Source organism: Allostigmatella hybrida (genome assembly GCF_020103775.1).
Lineage (GTDB): Bacteria > Myxococcota > Myxococcia > Myxococcales > Myxococcaceae > Hyalangium > Hyalangium aurantiaca.
Genome location: NZ_JAHXBH010000007.1, coordinates 218631 through 235371 on the forward strand (window position 1 = coordinate 218631; position 16741 = coordinate 235371).

At 70.6% G+C, this 16741-nt stretch carries 16 protein-coding genes; 14 read left to right on the plus strand and 2 right to left on the minus strand.

Features of this window, described 5'->3' with window-relative positions; genetic code table 11:
• Nucleotides 1–71 precede the first annotated feature (71 nt).
• Complete coding sequence (locus KY661_RS15170; protein WP_225410878.1) at nucleotides 72–275, minus strand: hypothetical protein; 204 nt, start codon at nucleotides 273–275, stop codon at nucleotides 72–74.
• Nucleotides 276–394: 119 nt separating this feature from the next.
• Here KY661_RS15170 and KY661_RS15175 point away from each other — a divergent pair, with 119 nt between their 5' ends.
• A complete protein-coding gene (locus KY661_RS15175) occupies nucleotides 395–1402 on the plus strand; it encodes an App1 family protein (protein WP_225410879.1) in 1008 nt (335 codons plus the stop codon).
• Entirely contained in the window at nucleotides 1399–2190 is a 792-nt protein-coding gene (locus KY661_RS15180; RefSeq protein ID WP_225410880.1) for a hypothetical protein, read from the plus strand. The genes KY661_RS15175 and KY661_RS15180 overlap by 4 nt, the downstream gene beginning before the upstream one ends.
• Nucleotides 2191–2193: 3 nt before the next feature.
• Here KY661_RS15180 and KY661_RS15185 read toward each other — a convergent pair whose 3' ends face one another.
• Nucleotides 2194–2913 carry a PilZ domain-containing protein gene (locus KY661_RS15185; RefSeq protein ID WP_075006915.1) on the minus strand — a complete coding sequence of 240 codons (720 nt, stop codon included), beginning with the start codon at nucleotides 2911–2913 and terminating at the stop codon, nucleotides 2194–2196.
• 306 nt (nucleotides 2914–3219) lie between these two features.
• On the opposite strand from KY661_RS15185, the gene mraZ reads away from it, so the two are divergent.
• From mraZ to murC, 12 genes are read left to right on the plus strand one after another with little or no spacing between them, the layout of a single operon-like run.
• Nucleotides 3220–3669, plus strand: coding sequence for a division/cell wall cluster transcriptional repressor MraZ (gene mraZ, locus KY661_RS15190; protein ID WP_075006914.1), 450 nt, complete (start codon nucleotides 3220–3222; stop codon nucleotides 3667–3669).
• A gap of 46 nt (nucleotides 3670–3715) precedes the next feature.
• On the plus strand, nucleotides 3716–4099 hold the full coding sequence (locus KY661_RS15195; protein ID WP_225410881.1) for an STAS domain-containing protein: 384 nt from the start codon (nucleotides 3716–3718) through the stop codon (nucleotides 4097–4099).
• A 15-nt stretch (nucleotides 4100–4114) separates the two neighbouring features.
• Nucleotides 4115–5020 carry a 16S rRNA (cytosine(1402)-N(4))-methyltransferase RsmH gene (gene rsmH / locus KY661_RS15200; RefSeq protein WP_225410882.1) on the plus strand — a complete coding sequence of 302 codons (906 nt, stop codon included), beginning with the start codon at nucleotides 4115–4117 and terminating at the stop codon, nucleotides 5018–5020.
• Nucleotides 5017–5415, plus strand: coding sequence for a cell division protein FtsL (ftsL, locus tag KY661_RS15205; RefSeq protein ID WP_225410883.1), 399 nt, complete (start codon nucleotides 5017–5019; stop codon nucleotides 5413–5415). The genes rsmH and ftsL overlap by 4 nt, the downstream gene beginning before the upstream one ends.
• The gene (locus tag KY661_RS15210; protein ID WP_225410884.1) at nucleotides 5412–7427 is read left to right on the plus strand and encodes a penicillin-binding protein; all 2016 of its coding nucleotides are present in this window, start codon (nucleotides 5412–5414) and stop codon (nucleotides 7425–7427) included. The genes ftsL and KY661_RS15210 overlap by 4 nt, the downstream gene beginning before the upstream one ends.
• A 50-nt stretch (nucleotides 7428–7477) precedes the next feature.
• Nucleotides 7478–9001: a UDP-N-acetylmuramoyl-L-alanyl-D-glutamate--2,6-diaminopimelate ligase gene (locus KY661_RS15215; protein ID WP_225410885.1), complete on the plus strand. Its 1524-nt coding sequence runs from the start codon at nucleotides 7478–7480 to the stop codon at nucleotides 8999–9001.
• Between the two features lie 33 nt (nucleotides 9002–9034).
• Entirely contained in the window at nucleotides 9035–10438 is a 1404-nt protein-coding gene (locus tag KY661_RS15220; RefSeq protein ID WP_225410886.1) for a UDP-N-acetylmuramoyl-tripeptide--D-alanyl-D-alanine ligase, read from the plus strand.
• Nucleotides 10438–11616, plus strand: a complete 1179-nt coding sequence (gene mraY, locus KY661_RS15225) for a phospho-N-acetylmuramoyl-pentapeptide-transferase (protein ID WP_075006907.1) — start codon at nucleotides 10438–10440, stop codon at nucleotides 11614–11616. Before KY661_RS15220 ends, mraY begins: the two co-directional genes overlap by 1 nt.
• A 17-nt stretch (nucleotides 11617–11633) precedes the next feature.
• The gene (gene murD, locus KY661_RS15230; RefSeq protein WP_225410887.1) at nucleotides 11634–12998 is read left to right on the plus strand and encodes a UDP-N-acetylmuramoyl-L-alanine--D-glutamate ligase; all 1365 of its coding nucleotides are present in this window, start codon (nucleotides 11634–11636) and stop codon (nucleotides 12996–12998) included.
• A gap of 10 nt (nucleotides 12999–13008) precedes the next feature.
• Complete coding sequence (ftsW, locus tag KY661_RS15235; RefSeq protein WP_075006905.1) at nucleotides 13009–14169, plus strand: putative lipid II flippase FtsW; 1161 nt, start codon at nucleotides 13009–13011, stop codon at nucleotides 14167–14169.
• A complete protein-coding gene (gene murG / locus KY661_RS15240; protein ID WP_225410888.1) occupies nucleotides 14166–15317 on the plus strand; it encodes an undecaprenyldiphospho-muramoylpentapeptide beta-N-acetylglucosaminyltransferase in 1152 nt (383 codons plus the stop codon). Before ftsW ends, murG begins: the two co-directional genes overlap by 4 nt.
• Nucleotides 15314–16741, plus strand: a complete 1428-nt coding sequence (gene murC, locus KY661_RS15245; RefSeq protein ID WP_225410889.1) for a UDP-N-acetylmuramate--L-alanine ligase — start codon at nucleotides 15314–15316, stop codon at nucleotides 16739–16741. Before murG ends, murC begins: the two co-directional genes overlap by 4 nt.

The window sequence follows — 16741 nt, forward strand, 5'->3', positions numbered from 1 at the left end:
CCCCTCGTTAGGGTAAGGGCAACGGGCTCAAGCGGCGGTCGTACCACCGAGCGCCGCGGGATGCCACGAGATTACCGGAGGATTGCCGCCGTGCGCGCATCCGCTTGCTGGGCCGCCAAGTGGGTGTGAAGCACCTCACGCAGGCGCGCATCCACCCGGGCCTCCACCTCGGCGGCGCTGGGGCCTGTCTCGGGGGCGGCGGTGACCCGGGAAGACATCGCTCCAGCCGCCGTCGCCACGGTACCCAGCGCCAGGATGGTCAGCCACTTCCTCATGACAGCTCTCCCCTCGCATGCCCGCCGTGGGCACGGTCTGCATGCGCGACAGGGTAGGGAAGACGCCCCGGCGATCAATTTTTTGGCTACAGGATGCTCCATTCCGCTACAGGAGGCGGGTGCGTTCTCTTTGGGCCCTTCCCGTGCGCTTCAGCCACCTGCTCCTCGCCGTGCTGCTCCTTGTCTCCGTGCCCGCGTCCGCGGGGCCCGCGGTGCTGCTCTATCCGGCCCTGGGCCGGGCCCGGGGGGTGGTGCTCCAGGGGCGCGTCTTGAAGGAGGCGCCCTCGGCGGGAAGCTCCGTGCTGTCGCGCAACCTGCGCCGCCTCACCGCCCCGGCCTGGGAAGGGGCCCGGGTGGAGGTCTCCTTCCTGGGGGCCACCGCCACGGTGACCAGCGGATGCGAGGGGCACTTCGAGGTGAACCTGCCGCCGCCGGAGGGGACGTCCTTTGCCACCGGGTTCGCCCTGGCGCAGGCGAAGGCGGGCGGGGCGGAGGCCACCGTGGGCGTGGAGATCGTCGCGGACGAGACCCCCTTTCTCGTCATCTCGGACTTCGATGACACGCTGGCGGTCAGCCATGTCACCAAGCCCGCGAAGCTGGTGGAGTCGGCCCTGCTGCGCGATGCGGACTCGCAGGAGGTGGTCCCCGGCATGGCGGACTTCTATGGGTGCCTCCGGGCCCCGGCGGCCCCGGCCTTCGCGCTGGTGAGCGGCTCGCCCGTGCAGTACGTGCCGCGGGTGGCCTCCTTCCTGGGGCGCCACCGGTTTCCCCCGTTCGGGCTGTACCTGAGGAACCTCGGCCCGGGCACGCTCTCCAACTACAAGCAGCCCACCCTCCGCCGGTTGCTGCGCGAGTTTCCCCAGCCGGTGGTGCTGGTGGGGGACTCGGGCGAGAAGGATCCCGAAATCTACGCGCAGATCCGCGAGGAGTTTCCCGGCCGCGTGAAGGCCATCTACATCCGCGACGCGGGCCGCACCAGCAACGCCAGCCGCTTCCAGGACATGGTCCTCTTTCGCGAGGCGCGGGAGGCGGCCGGGCATGCCGCGACGCACGGACTGGCCGATGCGGCCTGCGTCCTCGAGGCGTTTCCCCCAGAGGCGCCCACCGCCGGGAACACCGTGCCATGAAGGGCCGGGCGCTGGCGGCGCTGGCCGTGCTGGCGTGGGGGGCGGGGTGCCGGGAGGAGAAGCCCGCGGCGCCCCTCGCCACCCTGGCGCCCGCGCCGCTGCCCACGCTGGCCGCCCCGGGGCGGGATGGAGGCGGGGAAGACCCCGGGCTCCAGCCCGCGCCGGCGGAGGTGTTCGGCGAGGCGCTCCCGGAGAAGGCCTTGCGGCTGGAGCTCGCGGGGGAGACCGTCCGGCTCGACGGGGAGACGTTCTCGCCCCGCGTGCCGGCGGAGGCGTCCCGGCTGGCCGGGCGCGTGCGGGGCAAGGCCGTGCTCCTCGTGCCCGGCGCGGACACCTTCCTGGCTCAGGCTTCCGAGCTGCTGGCGGTGCTGCGCCAGGCCGCCGAGGCGGTGTGGCTCCGTCACCCGGACGCGGACGTGGCGTACCGGCTCGTCCTGCGGGACGAGGTGGGCTTCCGGGAGTGGCTCGCGGAGGTGGCGCCCGGCAAGCTGCGCATCATCCAGCGCGCGGATGGCTTCGAGCTGTCCACGAGCGTGGGCAAGCTGCCCGGGGGCGACCCCAACGGGCCCTCCGTCCCCGTGCGCGGCGGCAAGCAGGACATCGCCACGCTGCGCCGGGGGCTGGGCTTGCTCAAGGGCCGCTTCAAGACGGCCGAGGACCTCTGCCTGGTGCCCTCGTTTGGCACGGAGCTGGCGCAGGCGGCGCGGGCGCTGAGCGGGGTGTACACCGCGCCGGGAGAGCCCCTCTTCGAGACGCTCTGCCTGGTGTACCCCACGCCTGCCCCATGAGGCTCAGGTGAGCCGGGACAGGGCCTCCTGGCCAAAGGAGACGCGGGCCCACCAGGGGCCAGGGGGCAGCGACTCCAGCGTCAAGAGCGCCTCCAGCCGGTCCGCGGTCTCCTGCGGCAGCGGCTTGAAGTGGATGCCGAAGATGGGGGTGACGGGCGAGTGGGCCCGGAAGGCCGTCGAGGTCCACACCACCTCGCCGGGCAGCAGCAGCGGGCCGGGCGCCAGCTCCATCTCCAGGAGGAAGGGCGCGCCCACGCGCACCATGGGCGGCAGCGAGGCGGCATCCACCTCCATGCCGACGCCGCCGCGGGAGATGTCCCGCACGTAGAAGGCCGGGGAGAAGGGCGTGGACTCGATGGCGCGCACGTTCAGCGGGATGCGCGGGTAGCGCCGCAGCTTCTCCTGCTCCTGGGCGAAGATGCGCTGGAGCACCGCGTCGAGCGCGGCCCGGTCCGTGCTCATGCCGTAGCGCACGGTCAGGTGGTAGCGGCCGCCCGGCCGGGGCGTCACGTGGACGACTTCGCCCACCACCTCCACCGGACGGTCCACCCCTTCGGCCTGCATCTCGAAGACGAAGCGCGTGCCGCGCGTCAGGCTGCGCCGCGTCTCCAGGGTGACACTGCCCTGGCTGACGCTCCGGGTGTACTCGTCAATGAGGGCCTCGGGCGTCTTGTAGGACACCTTGAGGCGGACGCTGGACTCGTTCTCCGGAGAGTTCTGCATGCTCACCCACCCACTCTCTGGCGTGCTGCCCGAAAACACAAGGCCAGGCCTCCCCGGGCGAGGCCTCCGTTCCGGGGAGCACTGTCAGGCCTGATTGATCCCGCTTTGCGGTTGTCCGCGGTCAACACTTCGGGCCCGAAGCATTCAACACCGCGTTCCAGGCAGATCCATGCCTGTTGCATTTCTTGACCGGGTGGGAAGCCACGCGTATTTTCCGCGGCCCGGTGGCAAAGGGTGGGAAGAAGTGGTGAGAAGTCCCTGTCGGTGGTGAAGTGGGTGGAACGTTCCTGAGGGGAAGCGCTCCGCGTGTTCCGTGGCGTCTATGAGCACCAAGTTGACGCAAAGGGGCGGACGAGCCTCCCGGCGAGGCTTCGCGAAACGCTGGTGGGCGCCTACGACGAGCGGCTCATCCTCACCACGGCGTTGGACCCGTGCCTGCACGCGTACCCGGTGCGCGAGTGGGAGGCGCTGGAGACAGCGCTGGGCCGGCGCAGCCCCATGGAGCCAGGGGTGAAGACGTTGATGCGGCTGTACGTGGCGAGCGCGCAGGAGTGTCCGCTCGACAAGCTGGGGCGGATCCTCATCCCGCCCTCGCTGCGGGCCCACGCGAAGCTGGAGAAGGACCTGGTGTGGGTGGGGATGGTGAAGGTCATCGAGCTGTGGAGCCGCGACGGCTGGGCCAAGGCCCAGGAAGAGGCGCGGGCCGCGGCGGACTCGGCCGATGTGGCGCGGGTGCTCGCGGAGCTGAAGCAGTAGCCGATTTCTCGACGGAAGACGGGAAACCCGAGAGGGTGGAGAGCGTATGAACTGGGCATCGGAGTCGAGGCAGTCCATCCCGGCGGGCGCGGTGAGCGGGCGCGTGGAGACGCTGTGCCTGGAAGGGGAGCTGAGCGAGCAGGACCTCTTGCAGGTGTCCGAGGACCTGCTGCGCCGGCTCCAGCGCGGGCTGCGCCAGGCGGTGGTCGACTTCAGCGAGGTGGGCCACCTGGACTACCGCGGCGTGAAGGCGCTGGTGGCGCGCGTGGAGGGCTACCGCCGCGCCGGCGGGGACATCAAGCTGTCGGGGCTCTCGCCGTACCTGGCCGCCATCTTCCGCGCCGCGGGCGCCTACGGCGCATTCGAAGTCTACCCCCACATGAATGATGCCCGGGCCGCGTTCGCGCTCTCGCGGGCTCCCTTCGTCTAACCAAGGCGTCCTTCTTTGGCCTTCAGCCATCAGACCGTGCTCCTCACGGAGGCGGTGGACTTGCTGCAACCGGGAGCGGGCAAGGTGATCCTCGACGGAACCCTGGGCGGCGGTGGCCACACGGAGGCGCTCCTCGTCCGGGGCGCCACCGTGATTGGCGTCGACCGGGATCCGGTGGCGCTCGCCGCGGCCACGGCCCGGCTGGCGGGCCATGCCCACTTCCAGGCCCGCGCGGGCAACTTCGGGCAGCTGCTCCAGGTGGCCGCGGACGTGCTGCCCGTGGACGGCGTGCTCGTGGACCTGGGCGTGTCCTCGCCCCAGCTCGATGTCGCCGAGCGCGGCTTCTCCTTCAATCACGATGGGCCGCTGGACATGCGCATGGGCGCCGAGGGGCGCACCGCCGCGGAGCTGATCGCCGAGGAGGACGAGCGGGAGCTGGCGCGCATCATCTATGAGCTGGGCGAGGAGTCCTTCTCGCGGCCCATCGCCCGGGAGCTCAAGCGGGCGCTGCCCACGCGCACCCTGGAGGCCGCCGAGGCCGTGAAGCGCGCGGTGCCGCGCAAGGCCTGGCCCCAGCGCATTCATGTCGCGACCAAGACGTTCCAGGCCCTGCGCATGGCCGTCAACGGGGAGCTGGAGGCGCTGGATGCGCTGCTCTCCGCGCTGCCCCGGCTGCTCAAGGTGGGCGGGCGCGCGGCGGTCATCGCGTTCCACTCCCTGGAGGACCGCAAGGTGAAGGAGGCATTCCGCGACCTCGTGGGCAGGTGCAAGTGCCCCCCGGGCCTGCCGGTGTGCGTGTGCGGCGGCGAGGGTGACTTTGCCCCGGTGACGAAGAAGGCCATCTCCGCCTCGGAGCACGAGGTGGAGCTCAACCCCCGCTCTCGCAGCGCGCACTTGCGCGCGGTGGAGAAGATTCGATGAGTCCGGTGAGTTCCCGCAACGGTGCCTCGGTGGGCCGGGTGCTCCTGCACCTGTTTCCCGCGGTGCTCCTCTTCGCCCTGCTGGCCGCCGTGGGCATCCTCCACGTGACGAGCCGGGTGATGGTGGTGGACATGGGCTACCGGATGTCGCGCGCGGAGGCCGAGGGGCGCTCGCTGACGCGCGAGAATGACCGGCTGAAGCTGGAGCTGGCCACGCTCCGGGCGCCCTCCCGGCTCGAGCGCGCGGCGCGCGAGCAGCTCGGCATGGCCATGCCCTCGGGCTCGGCGGTGGTGGCGCTGTCGCCGGAGCTGCCAGGGACCCAGCGCGCCGCGGTGCGCGCCGAGGCCCGGATGGTGCCAGGCGTGCGCGTGGCGGGCCGGGGGGATGCCCGGTGAGAGACCTGAAGGCCTCGCGGTCCGTGGAGCCTCATGCGCGCTGGCTCAAGCTGCGCGTGACGTTGCTGGGAGGGCTCTTCCTGAGCCTGCTCGCGGTGGCCTTCGGCCGTGCCGTCTTCCTGCAGGTCTACGAGCGCGACAAGCTGCACGGCATGGCGAAGGACCAGTACGTGCGCCAGATCGAGATTCCCGCCCGGCGCGGGGACATCTTCGACCGGCGCGGCGCGCCGCTGGCCCAGAGCGTGGAGGTGGACTCCATCTGGATTGACCCCTCCCTGCTGGAGGACGAGCGCAAAGCGGCGCGCGCGCTGGCCAAGGCGCTGAAGCTGGACGCCGAGGAGCTGCACGCCCGGCTGGCGCGTGGCAAGCGCTTCGTGTGGGTGAAGCGCCAGGCGAAGCCCCAGGAGGTGGAGGCGGTGAAGGCCCTGGGGCTGCCCGGGCTGGGGTTCATGAAGGAGCCCAAGCGCTTCTACCCCCAGCGCGAGCTGGCCGCGCAGGTGGTGGGCGTGGTGGGCACGGACGGGCGGGGCCTGGAGGGGCTGGAGCTGGGCTTCGATGACGAGCTGTCCGGCCAGAACTCGCGCCTGTCGGGGCTCCGGGATGCAAAGGGGCGCAAGCTGCTCATGCAGGGCGGCGCGTTGGACCCCATGGAGCGCCAGGGCGCCACCGTCACGCTGACGCTGGACCGCCACCTCCAATACGTGGCGGAGAAGGCCCTGTCGCGCGCCGCGGAGGACGCCAAGGCCGTGGGCGGCATGGCGGTGGTGCTGGACCCGAAGACGGGGGAGATTCTCGCGCTGGCCAACTACCCGCGCTTCAACCCCAACACCCCCGAGCAGCTGGACCGCAGCACGCTGCGCAACCGGGCCGCGCTGGACACCTTCGAGCCCGGCTCGACGATGAAGTCCTTCGTCGTGGCCGCCGCGCTGGAGACGCGCGCCATCAAGACCGACGAGCTCTTCTATTGCGAGAACGGCTCGTGGCGCATCGGCCGCCACACCATCAACGACACCCACCCGAACGGCTGGCTCACCGCCGAGGGCATCCTCCAGAACTCCTCCAACATCTGCACCGCCAAGGTGGCGCAGGCGCTGGGGCGCGAGAGGCTGGTGCGCTACTACCAGGAGTTCGGCTTCGCGGCGCGCTCGGGCCTGGCGCTGCCGGGCGAGGGCAAGGGCGTCATCCCCTTTCCCAAGGCCGAGGTGGCGCTGGCCACCCAGTCCTTCGGCCAGGGCATGACGGCCACCGCGGTGCAGCTCGCCGCCGCCTACGGGGCGCTGGCCAATGACGGGGTGCTGATGCGGCCCTACCTGGTCTCCAAGGTGGTGGACCCCGACGGGGTGGTGCTCCTGGAGAACCGGCCCCTGGAAGTACGCCGCGTCGTGTCATCCCAGACGGCCCGCCGCGTCGTGAACATGCTCGAAAGCGTGGTGACCAAGGAAGGGTCCGCCGTCCGGGCCGCCATGGAAGAATACCGGGTTGCCGGAAAGACGGGCACCGCCCAGAAGGCCGACCCGGTGGCCAGGGGGTACTCGGACAAGCGCATCGCCTCCTTCGCTGGCGTGGTGCCGGCCGAGAATCCTCGTGCCGTCATACTCGTAGTGGTGGACGAGCCGAAGACGGACGTGTACGGGGGACGCGTGGCTGCCCCCGCCTTCAAGGAAATCGCAACCGCCGCCATGGCGCACCTGGCCGTGCCGCCTTCGCGCACGGCCGCGCCGGCGGTTGCGGAAGCACCGGTCGCGCCTCCGGTGGCGGTGAAATCCCCTCTGAGCCCCAAGCCTCTTCCCGAGAAGCCCGCCGTGGCCGAACAGGAAGTGCAGGGGGACGGCACGGTGCGTGTACCGGACGTGCAGGGGCAGGCAGGGCGCGAGGCCGTGGTGAAACTGCTCGCCGCGGCGCTGGAGCCACAACTGTTGGGCAGTGGACGCGTGGTATCGCAAACCCCCGCCGCCGGTTCGCTGGTGGAAAAGGGGGCTCGGGTGACGCTGGATCTGGCGATGCGGCCCTGAGGCCGCACCAGACTGGGGCCCGTGCTTGTAGTGCGTGTGAAGGGGAAAAGATGAAGCTGACGGATGTCCTCGCAGGGTGTGGTGCCGAGCAGGTGTCAGGCGGCCGTTCCTCGGTCGATGTGACGGGGGTGACGCAGGATTCCCGCCGCGTGAAGCCTGGCGACCTCTTCGTGGCGGTTCCGGGCACGAAGGAAGACGGCGCCCAGTACGTGGGCGAGGCGGTCTCCCGCGGCGCGGTGGCGGTGGTGTCCGAGAAGCCGGTGGGCTCCTCGCAGGTGCCCTTCTTCAAGGTCAGCAGCGCGCGCAAGGCCCTGGCCCTCATCGCGGCCAACTTCTACGGCCGGCCCGCGCAGCAGCTCACCCTGCTGGGCGTCACCGGCACCAACGGCAAGACGACGACGGCGTACCTGCTGGAGGCCATCAGCACCGCGGCGTACGCCTCCACGGGCGTCATCGGCACGCTGGGCTACAAGATTGGCGGCAAGGTGGTGGAGACGGCCAACACCACGCCGGACCCGCTGGAGCTGCACCGCATCTTCCGCGAGATGGTGGATGCCGGCGTGGAGACGGTGGTGATGGAGGTGTCCAGCCACGCCCTGGTGCAGGAGCGCGTGCACGGGCTGACCTTCAAGGCCGCGGCCTTCACCAACCTGTCGCGCGACCACCTCGACTACCACAAGGACCTCGAGGAGTACTTCCAGGCCAAGCGCCGCCTCTTCGGCGAGAACCTCTCGGCCACCGGCGTCGCCGTGGTGAACGGGGACGACACCTACGCCTCGCGCGTCTACAACGAGCTGCGCGGCCAGAAGCGCATGGCGTGGAAGTTCAGCCGCCAGGGCGCCGGGGAGATTTCCGCCGCGGATGTCTCCTTCTCGCTGCAGGGCATCAAGGCCACGCTGAAGACGCCCGCGGGGGACATCTCCATCAAGAGCCGTCTGGTGGGGCCGCACAACCTGGAGAACATCCTCGCGGCGGCCGGTGTGGCGCTGGGCGCGGGAATCGCCCGCGCGGATGTGAAGCTGGGCATCGAGCGCATGGGCGGCCTGCCGGGCCGCATGGAGCGCGTGGAGAACTACATGCCCGGGCCCGCGCCGGCGGTGCTCGTGGACTACGCGCACACGGATGATGCGCTCAAGCGCGCGCTGGAGGCTTCGCGCACGCTGGCCAAGGGCCGCGTCATCGTCGTGTTCGGCTGCGGCGGGGACCGTGACAAGGGCAAGCGCCCGCTGATGGGCACCGCGGCGGCCGAGGGCGCCGACCTGGTGGTCGTCACGAGCGACAACCCGCGCACGGAGGACCCCGAGGAGATCATCGCCCAGGTGACGCCGGGCCTCGAGAAGGGCGGCCTGCGCCGCATCTCCGCGGGCAAGGCCAAGAGCGGCGAGAAGGGCTACCTGGTGGACGTGGACCGCCGCGCCGCCATCGAGACGGCCGTGGGCATGGCGCGCGAGGACGACGTGGTGCTCGTCGCGGGCAAGGGCCACGAGACGTACCAGCTCATCGGCACCGAGAAGCGCCAGTTCGACGACCGCGAGGCGGCGACCAAGGCGCTGGCGAGCCGTCCCCCGGCCTGAGCAGTCCCCGGATCGCAACCCCGGATCCTCTTTATGGCCGCTCGATTCTCCGACGCAGACGTGTTGAAGGCGACCGGGGCCCACCGGCGGGGTGGGACCGCTCCCGGGTCCTACCCGGCCCTCTCCACGGACACCCGCTCCCTGCCGCAGGGGTGCCTCTTCGTGGCACTCCAGGGGGAGCGCTTCGATGCGCACACCTTCCTGGCGCAGGCCCACGCGGGCGGCGCCGCGGGGGCGGTGGTGCGCGCGGGGCAGGCGCTGCCGGAGCTGCCCGCGGACTTTCCCCTGTACGAGGTGCCGGACACACTGGCGGCCCTGGGCGCCCTCGCCCGGTTCCACCGCGAGCGCTTCCGCATTCCGGTGGGGGCGGTGGGCGGCTCCAACGGGAAGACGACGACGAAGGAGATGGTGGGCGCGATCCTCGCCACGCGGGGGCCCGCGCTGAAGACGGAAGGAAACCTCAACAACGAGGTGGGCGTTCCGCTCACGCTGCTGCGCCTGGAGGACTCCCACGTCGCGGCCGTCATCGAGGCGGGGATGAACCGCCCGGGAGAAATCACCCGGCTGACGCGCGTGATTCAGCCCCAGGCGGGCCTCATCACCGTGGTGCAGCCCGAGCACCTGGAGGGGCTGGGCAGCCTGGAGGGCGTGGCCGAGGCGGAAGGGGAGCTGTTCCGGGAGCTGTCGCCCGAGGCCGTGGCGGTGGTGAACCTGGATGACCCGCTCATCCCCGCGCAGGCCGCGAAGGGCCGGGGCAAGCGCCTCACCTTCGGACGCTCGGAGGACGCGGACGTGCGCCTCGCGCACGTGGAGACCCGGGGCCGCGAGGGGCTGGCGCTGACGGTGCGCACCCAGGGGCGGGACTGGGCGGTGCGGCTGCACTTCATCGGCGAGCACAACGCCCTCAACGCCACCGGGGCCTTCGCCCTGGCGCTGGCGCTGGGCTACTCGCCGGAGGAGTGCGTGCGCGGCCTGGAGTCGGCGCGGCCGTACGCGCGGCGGCTCAACGTGGTGGACGGGCTGAACGGCGTCACCGTGGTGGATGATTGCTACAACGCCAACCCGGCCTCCATGGCGGCGGCGCTGGATACGCTGCGCACGCTGGTGGGGCCCGGCGGCCGCGCGGTGGCGGTGCTCGGGGACATGCTGGAGCTGGGCCCGGGCGAATTGGAAGAGCACACGGCGCTGGGGGCCCAGGCGGCTGGCAAGGCGCAGCTCGTGGCCTTCTTCGGCCCGCGCTCGGAGAAGGGCTTTCAGGCGGCCTCGCGCCTGGGTGAGGCAACGGCCCACTTCACGGAGCCTGGAGCGCTGGTGGACTGGCTGAAGTCCCGGTTGAAGGTGGGGGATGTGGTCCTGGTGAAGGCAAGCCGGGGCATGCGTCTGGAGCGGGTGGTGGCGGCCCTCACGGGCGCCGCGGCACCCGGAGGAGTTCACTAGTGCTGTTCCTGCTGTATGAGTGGCTCAAAGACTCCGAGGCGGGCCGGTTCCTCAACTTCCTGCGCTACCCCACCTTCCGCATCGTCGCGGCCGGGGTGTTCGCGCTGGTACTGGGGATGCTCATTGGCCCCAAGCTCATCGCCCGGCTGCGCCTGAAGCAGCACGGCCAGAGCAACGTGCGCGAGGACACGCCCGACACGCACCAGAAGAAGAAGGGCACGCCCACCATGGGCGGCCAGCTCATCCTCCTGTGCATCGCCGGCGGGACGCTGATGTTCGCGGACCTCAAGAGCCGGGTGGTGTGGGTGATGTTGCTGCTCACCTTCGGCTACGGCTTCATCGGCTTCCTGGATGACTGGCTGAAGCTGTCCAAGCGCAACTCGAAGGGCCTGGCGGGCCGCAAGAAGATGGCGCTGCAGACCTTCTTCTACCTCGTGGCCGTCTTCGGGCTGATGTGCACGTGGACGCAGCCGGATGGCTCCTTCGGCCCCTCGCTGCTCATCAACACGAAGCTGACGCTGCCCTTCGTGCCCACGCACTGGTTCAACCCGGACCTGGGCTGGTTCTACGTGGTGTTCGGCTGGTTCGTCGTGGTGGGCACCTCCAACGCGGTGAACCTCACGGACGGCCTGGATGGCCTGGCCATCGTGCCCACCATCGTCGCGGCCACCACCTTCGCGGTGCTCTGCTACGTGGCGGGCACCACGCTGAACATCGCGGACTCGGCCACGGTGAACGGCGTGACGCGCGTGGTGGCCAAGCCGCTCTACGAGTACCTGGGCATCCTCCAGGTGCCGGGCGGCGCGGAGCTGTCCGTGTTCTGCGCCAGCATCGTGGGCGCCGGCATCGCGTTCCTCTGGTTCAACACCTACCCGGCCTCCGTGTTCATGGGCGACGTGGGCTCGCTGGCGCTCGGCGGCGCGCTGGGCGGCCTCGCGGTGCTCTCCAAGAACGAGGTGGTGTCCGCCATCATCCACGGCATCTTCTTCGCGGAGATCCTGAGCGTGATGATTCAGGTCGTCTCCTTCAAGACGACGGGCAAGCGCGTCTTCCGCATGGCGCCCGTGCACCACCACTTCGAGCTCAAGGGCATGGCCGAGCCGAAGATCATCGTCCGTTTCTGGATCGTCGCCATCCTGTGTGGCGGCGTGGCGCTGCTGTCCCTCAAACTCCGCTAAGCCAGGAGCCGCGTCCCATGGAGCTCTCGCTGTCCGGTCAGAAGGTCCTGGTATTCGGGCTGGCGAAGAGTGGGGTGGCGGCCATCCGGCTGCTGTGCGCGCACGGCGCCCAGGTGACGGCGCTGGACGAGCGGGACGCGGCGGCGCTGGGCGCGGTGGCCGGGGAGCTTCAAGCGCTGGGCGTGACGCTCGTCCACGGCCCGGTGCCGCCGGGGCTGCTGGAGTCCCAGCGCCTCATCGTGGTGAGCCCTGGCGTGCCGCTGGCCCGGCCGGAGCTGCGGGCCGCGCGCGAAGCAGGCGTGCCCATCTGGGGCGAGATCGAGCTGGCGTGGCGCTTCCTCGCGAAGGTGCCCCTGTTCGGCATCACCGGCACCAACGGCAAGAGCACCACCACGGCGCTGACCGGCGAGCTGTTCGCCCGGGGCGGTGGCCGGACGTTCGTGGGCGGCAACCTGGGCCGTCCGTTCTCCGAGGCCGCCCTGACGCCGGGAGAATGGGACGCGCTGGTGGTGGAGCTCTCCAGCTTCCAGCTCGAGGGCATTCAGGCGATGCGCGCCCGGGGCGCCGCCCTCCTCAACCTCACCCCGGACCACATCGACCGATACGAGAGCCACGCGGCCTACGGCCAGGCCAAGACGCGCATCTTCCTCAACCAGGCCGCGGGCGACTTCGCGGTGGTGAACGTGGATGACCCGGACGTGGTGGCGCTGGCACGCCAGGCGAAGGTGCCGGTCTACGGGTTCAGCGTCACCGGCAAGCCGGTGGGCGCGCTCGCGCTGGCGGGGCTGGCCGTCGCCCAGCAGGGAGGCTTCCGCCTGGACTTCCTGGGCGAGGCATACACGCTGACGAACCGGGCCCTGCGGGGGGCCCACAACGCGCAGAACGCGATGGCCGCCACGCTGCTGGCCCGGCTGGGCGGCGTGCCGCGCGAGGCGGTGCAGGCGGGGTTGGAGGGTTACCCGGGCTTGCCGCACCGGCTGGAGAGCGTGCGTGTGCTAGACGGGGTGGAGTGGGTGAACGACTCCAAGGCCACCAACGTGGATTCCGTCCTGGTGGCGTTGCGCGCCTTTCCGGGAAACCTGCTGCTCATCGCGGGGGGCAAGGGCAAGGGAGCGCCCTACCAGCCCATGGTGGACGAGGGCCGGGGCAAGGTGACGGCGGTGCTGACCCTCGGCCAGGACGCGGAGCTGCTCGCCGCCGCCTACCAAGGGGTGGCCCCGGTGCATGCCTGTGGAACGCTGGACGTGGCCGTCCGGAGAGCACGCGAGCTGGCGAGGCAGGGGGACACGGTGCTGCTGTCGCCCGCGTGCGCGTCGTACGATCAGTTCAAGAACTTCGAGGACCGGGGCGAGACGTTCAAACGCCTGGTGAAGGCGCTCTGAGGCCCCGCGCATGAAGACATCCGCTGCCGCGCCCGTGCGGTTCGATCCGCTCCTGCTGTGCGCCGTGCTGGCGCTCGTGGCGCTGGGCCTGGTGATGGTCTACTCGGCGAGCGCCATCCTCGCGCAGGACAAGCTGGGCGACAGCCTGTACTTCCTCAAGCGCCAGCTCATGGCCGCGGGCATGGGCGTGGTGGCCATGGCGGTGGCGATGAAGGTCGGCTGGCGCCGCCTGGCGCGCCTGGCCTACCCGCTGCTGCTCGTCACGGTGGTGCTACTCGTGCTGGTGCTCATCCCGGGCATCGGCACCACGGCGGGCGGGGCGCGGCGGTGGATCCGCTTCCCGGGCTTCGGCTTGCAGCCAGCCGAGGTGGCCAAGTTCGCCTGGGTCGTCTACCTGTCCTACTCGCTGGCCAAGAAGCGCGAGAAGGTGGCCACCTTCTCCGTGGGCTTCCTGCCCCACCTGGCCCTGTGCGGCGTGCTGGTGGCCCTCTGCATGCGCCAGCCGGACTTCGGCAGCAGCGTGCTGCTCGTCTTCCTCCTGTTCGTGCTGCTGTTCGCGGCCGGCACGAAGCTCAGCTACCTGGTGGGCTCGGTGCTCCTGGCGCTGCCGCTGGCATACGTGGCCATCGCCACGAGCCCCTACCGCATGAAGCGCGTGCTCGCCTTCCTGGACCCGTGGGCGCACCGGCACGACACCGGCTACCAGGTGGCCGAGTCGCTCATGTCCATCGGCTCGGGCGGGCTGACGGGGCTGGGGCTGGGGGATGGGCGGCAGAAGCTCTTCTTCCTGCCCGAGGCGCACACGGACTTCATCTTCGCCATCATCGGCGAGGAGCTGGGGCTCATCGGCGTGGCGCTGCTGGTGACGCTCTATGCCATCGTCATCTGGCGCGGGGTGCGCGTGAGCCTGGCGGCGCCGGAGACGTTCGGCACGTACCTGGGGCTGGGGCTCACCTCCATCGTCGCCTTCCAGGCGGCGGTGAACATGTGCGTGGCCATGGGGCTCTTGCCCACCAAGGGGTTGACGCTGCCGTTCGTCTCCTATGGAGGCACCTCGCTGGTGGTGCTCATGGGGGCGGCCGGGGTGTTGTTGTCGCTGAGCACGGGGGCCCAAGGGGCCAGTAACCGGGCCGTCCGTACGGGCGGCGATATGCGGGAGGTAGCGGCGTGAAGGTCCTCATCGCTGGCGGCGGTACGGGGGGGCACCTCTTCCCAGGCATCGCCCTGGCGGAGGAGGTGGTGACGCGCCACCACGCCAACCAGGTCGTCTTCGTGGGCACCGAGCGGGGCCTGGAGGCCCGCGTGGTGCCGCAGGCGGGCTTTCCGCTGGAGTTCATCCAGGCGCAGGGCCTCAAAGGCAAGGGCTTCTTCCAGCTCCTCAAGGGGCTGCTGGCGCTGCCGATGGCCCTCCTCGCCTCGTTCCGCATCCTCAAACGCCACAAGCCGGACGTGGTGGTGGGCGTGGGCGGCTACGCCAGCGGGCCGGTGGTGCTGGCCGCGTGGATGCTGGGCATCCCCACCGCGGTGCAGGAGCAGAACGCGCTGCCCGGGCTCACCAACAAGGTGCTCGGCAAGCTGGTAAAGGTGGTGTTCGTCGCCTTCGACGAGGCGCGGCGCTTCTTCCCCGAGGGGAAAGTCCAGCTCGTGGGCAACCCCATTCGCCGCAAGCTGATGGACAACTACCTGCGCTCGCACGTGGCGCACGAGTACTTCACCGTCCTCGTCTTCGGCGGCAGCCTGGGCGCCCGGGGGCTCAACCAGCGCATGGTGGACGCGCTGGAGCACCTGAAGGACTTGAAGGATCAGATCCGCTTCGTGCACCAGACGGGCAAGAACGACGTGGAGAGGGTGCGCAAGGGCTACGCGGACCAGGGCTTCCAGGCCGAGGTGGTGGAGTTCATCGAGGACATGTCCGCGGCCTACGCCCGCGCGGACCTCGTGGTGTGCCGGGCGGGCGCCACCACCCTGGCGGAGCTGACCGTCTGCAAGAAGGCCAGCATCCTGGTGCCGTTCCCCTTCGCCACGGATGACCACCAGGCCGTCAACGCCCGGGCGCTGGTGGAGGCCGGGGCGGCGGTGATGTTCCGCGAGGCGGAGCTGACGGGGCAGAAGCTGGCCGAGCAGATCCGCCTGCTGAAGAGCGAGCCGATGCGGCTCAAGCAGATGGAGAAGAAGGCGGGCCTGCTGGGCCGGCCCGAGGCCTCCAAGGAGCTGGCGGACGTGTGCGTGGACCTGATGGTCCAGACCTACGGGGCGGCCGGCCGCGAGCGCGAGCCGCAGGATGCGGCGCCGAAGACGTCCAAAGCGAGCAAGCCATGACGAAGACCGGCGGCAAGGTGCAGAGCCTCTTCAAGACGCGCCACGCGGCGCACGTGCACTTCGTGGGGCTGGGCGGCATCGGCATGAGCGGCATCGCCGAGGTGCTGCTCAACCTGGGGTACCGGGTGTCGGGCTCGGACCTGAAGGAGAGCGACATCACCCGCCGCCTGGCGCGCATGGGCGCCACCTTCTTCGAGGGGCACCGGGCGCAGAACCTCGTGCACGCGGACGTGGTGGTCATCTCCTCGGCGGTGAAGAAGGACAACCCCGAGGTGGTGGCCGCGCGCCAGCGCAAGATTCCCGTCATCCCCCGCGCGGAGATGCTCGCCGAGCTGATGCGGCTGAAGTACGCGGTGGCGGTGGCCGGCAGCCACGGCAAGACGACCACCACCTCCATGGTGGCCACGGTGCTCTCGGCGGCGGGGCTGGACCCCACGGCGGTGGTGGGCGGCAAGGTGAACGTGCTCGACTCCAACGCCAAGCTCGGCAAGAGCGAGCTCATGGTGGTGGAGGCGGACGAGAGCGACGGCAGCTTCCTCAAGCTGCACCCGTCCATCGCGGTGGTGACGAACATCGACCCGGAGCACATGGACCACTACGGCACGCTGGAGGTGCTCCAGACGGCCTTCGTGGAGTTCTGCAACCGGGTGCCCTTCTACGGGCTGAACGTGCTGTGCCTGGACCACCCGAACGTGCAGGCGCTCCTGCCGCGCCTGGAGAAGCGGGCCGTCACCTACGGCAGCTCGCACATGGCGGACTACCGGCTGGAGGGTGTGACGCTGGAGGGCTTCACCACGCGCTTCCAGGCCTTCCGGCGCGATGAGCCGCTGGGCGAGTTCCGCGTGCGCATGGTGGGCGCGCACAACGCCCTCAACGCGCTGGCCGTCATCGCCGTGGCCGAGGAGATGGAGATTCCCCTGGACATGGTGCGCGGGGCGCTGGCGGAGTTCGGCGGCGTGCAGCGGCGCTTCACCGTGCGCGGGGAGGTGGGCGGCGTCACCGTGGTGGACGATTACGGGCACCACCCCACCGAGGTGATGGCCACGCTGGCCGGGGCGCGCAAGGCCTTTGGCCGCCGCCTGGTGGTGGCCTTCCAGCCGCACCGCTACACGCGCACGCATGACCTGTTCAAGGAGTTCGCCACCTCCTTCAATGACTCGGACGTGCTCTTCGTCACCAGCGTCTACGGCGCGGGCGAGGAGCCCATCCCCGGGGCCACCGGGGACGTGCTCGCGGACGCCATCCGCGACCACGGCCACCGGGACGTGACGTTCGTGGAGAAGCGCGCGGACCTGTCCGCGGCGCTTGCCCAGCGCGTCATGGAGGGGGACCTCGTCCTCACCCTGGGCGCGGGCGACATCACCCAGGTGGGTCCGGAATTGTTGGCCTTGCTGGGCAAGCCGGGAGCCGCTAAGGGCGCGTGA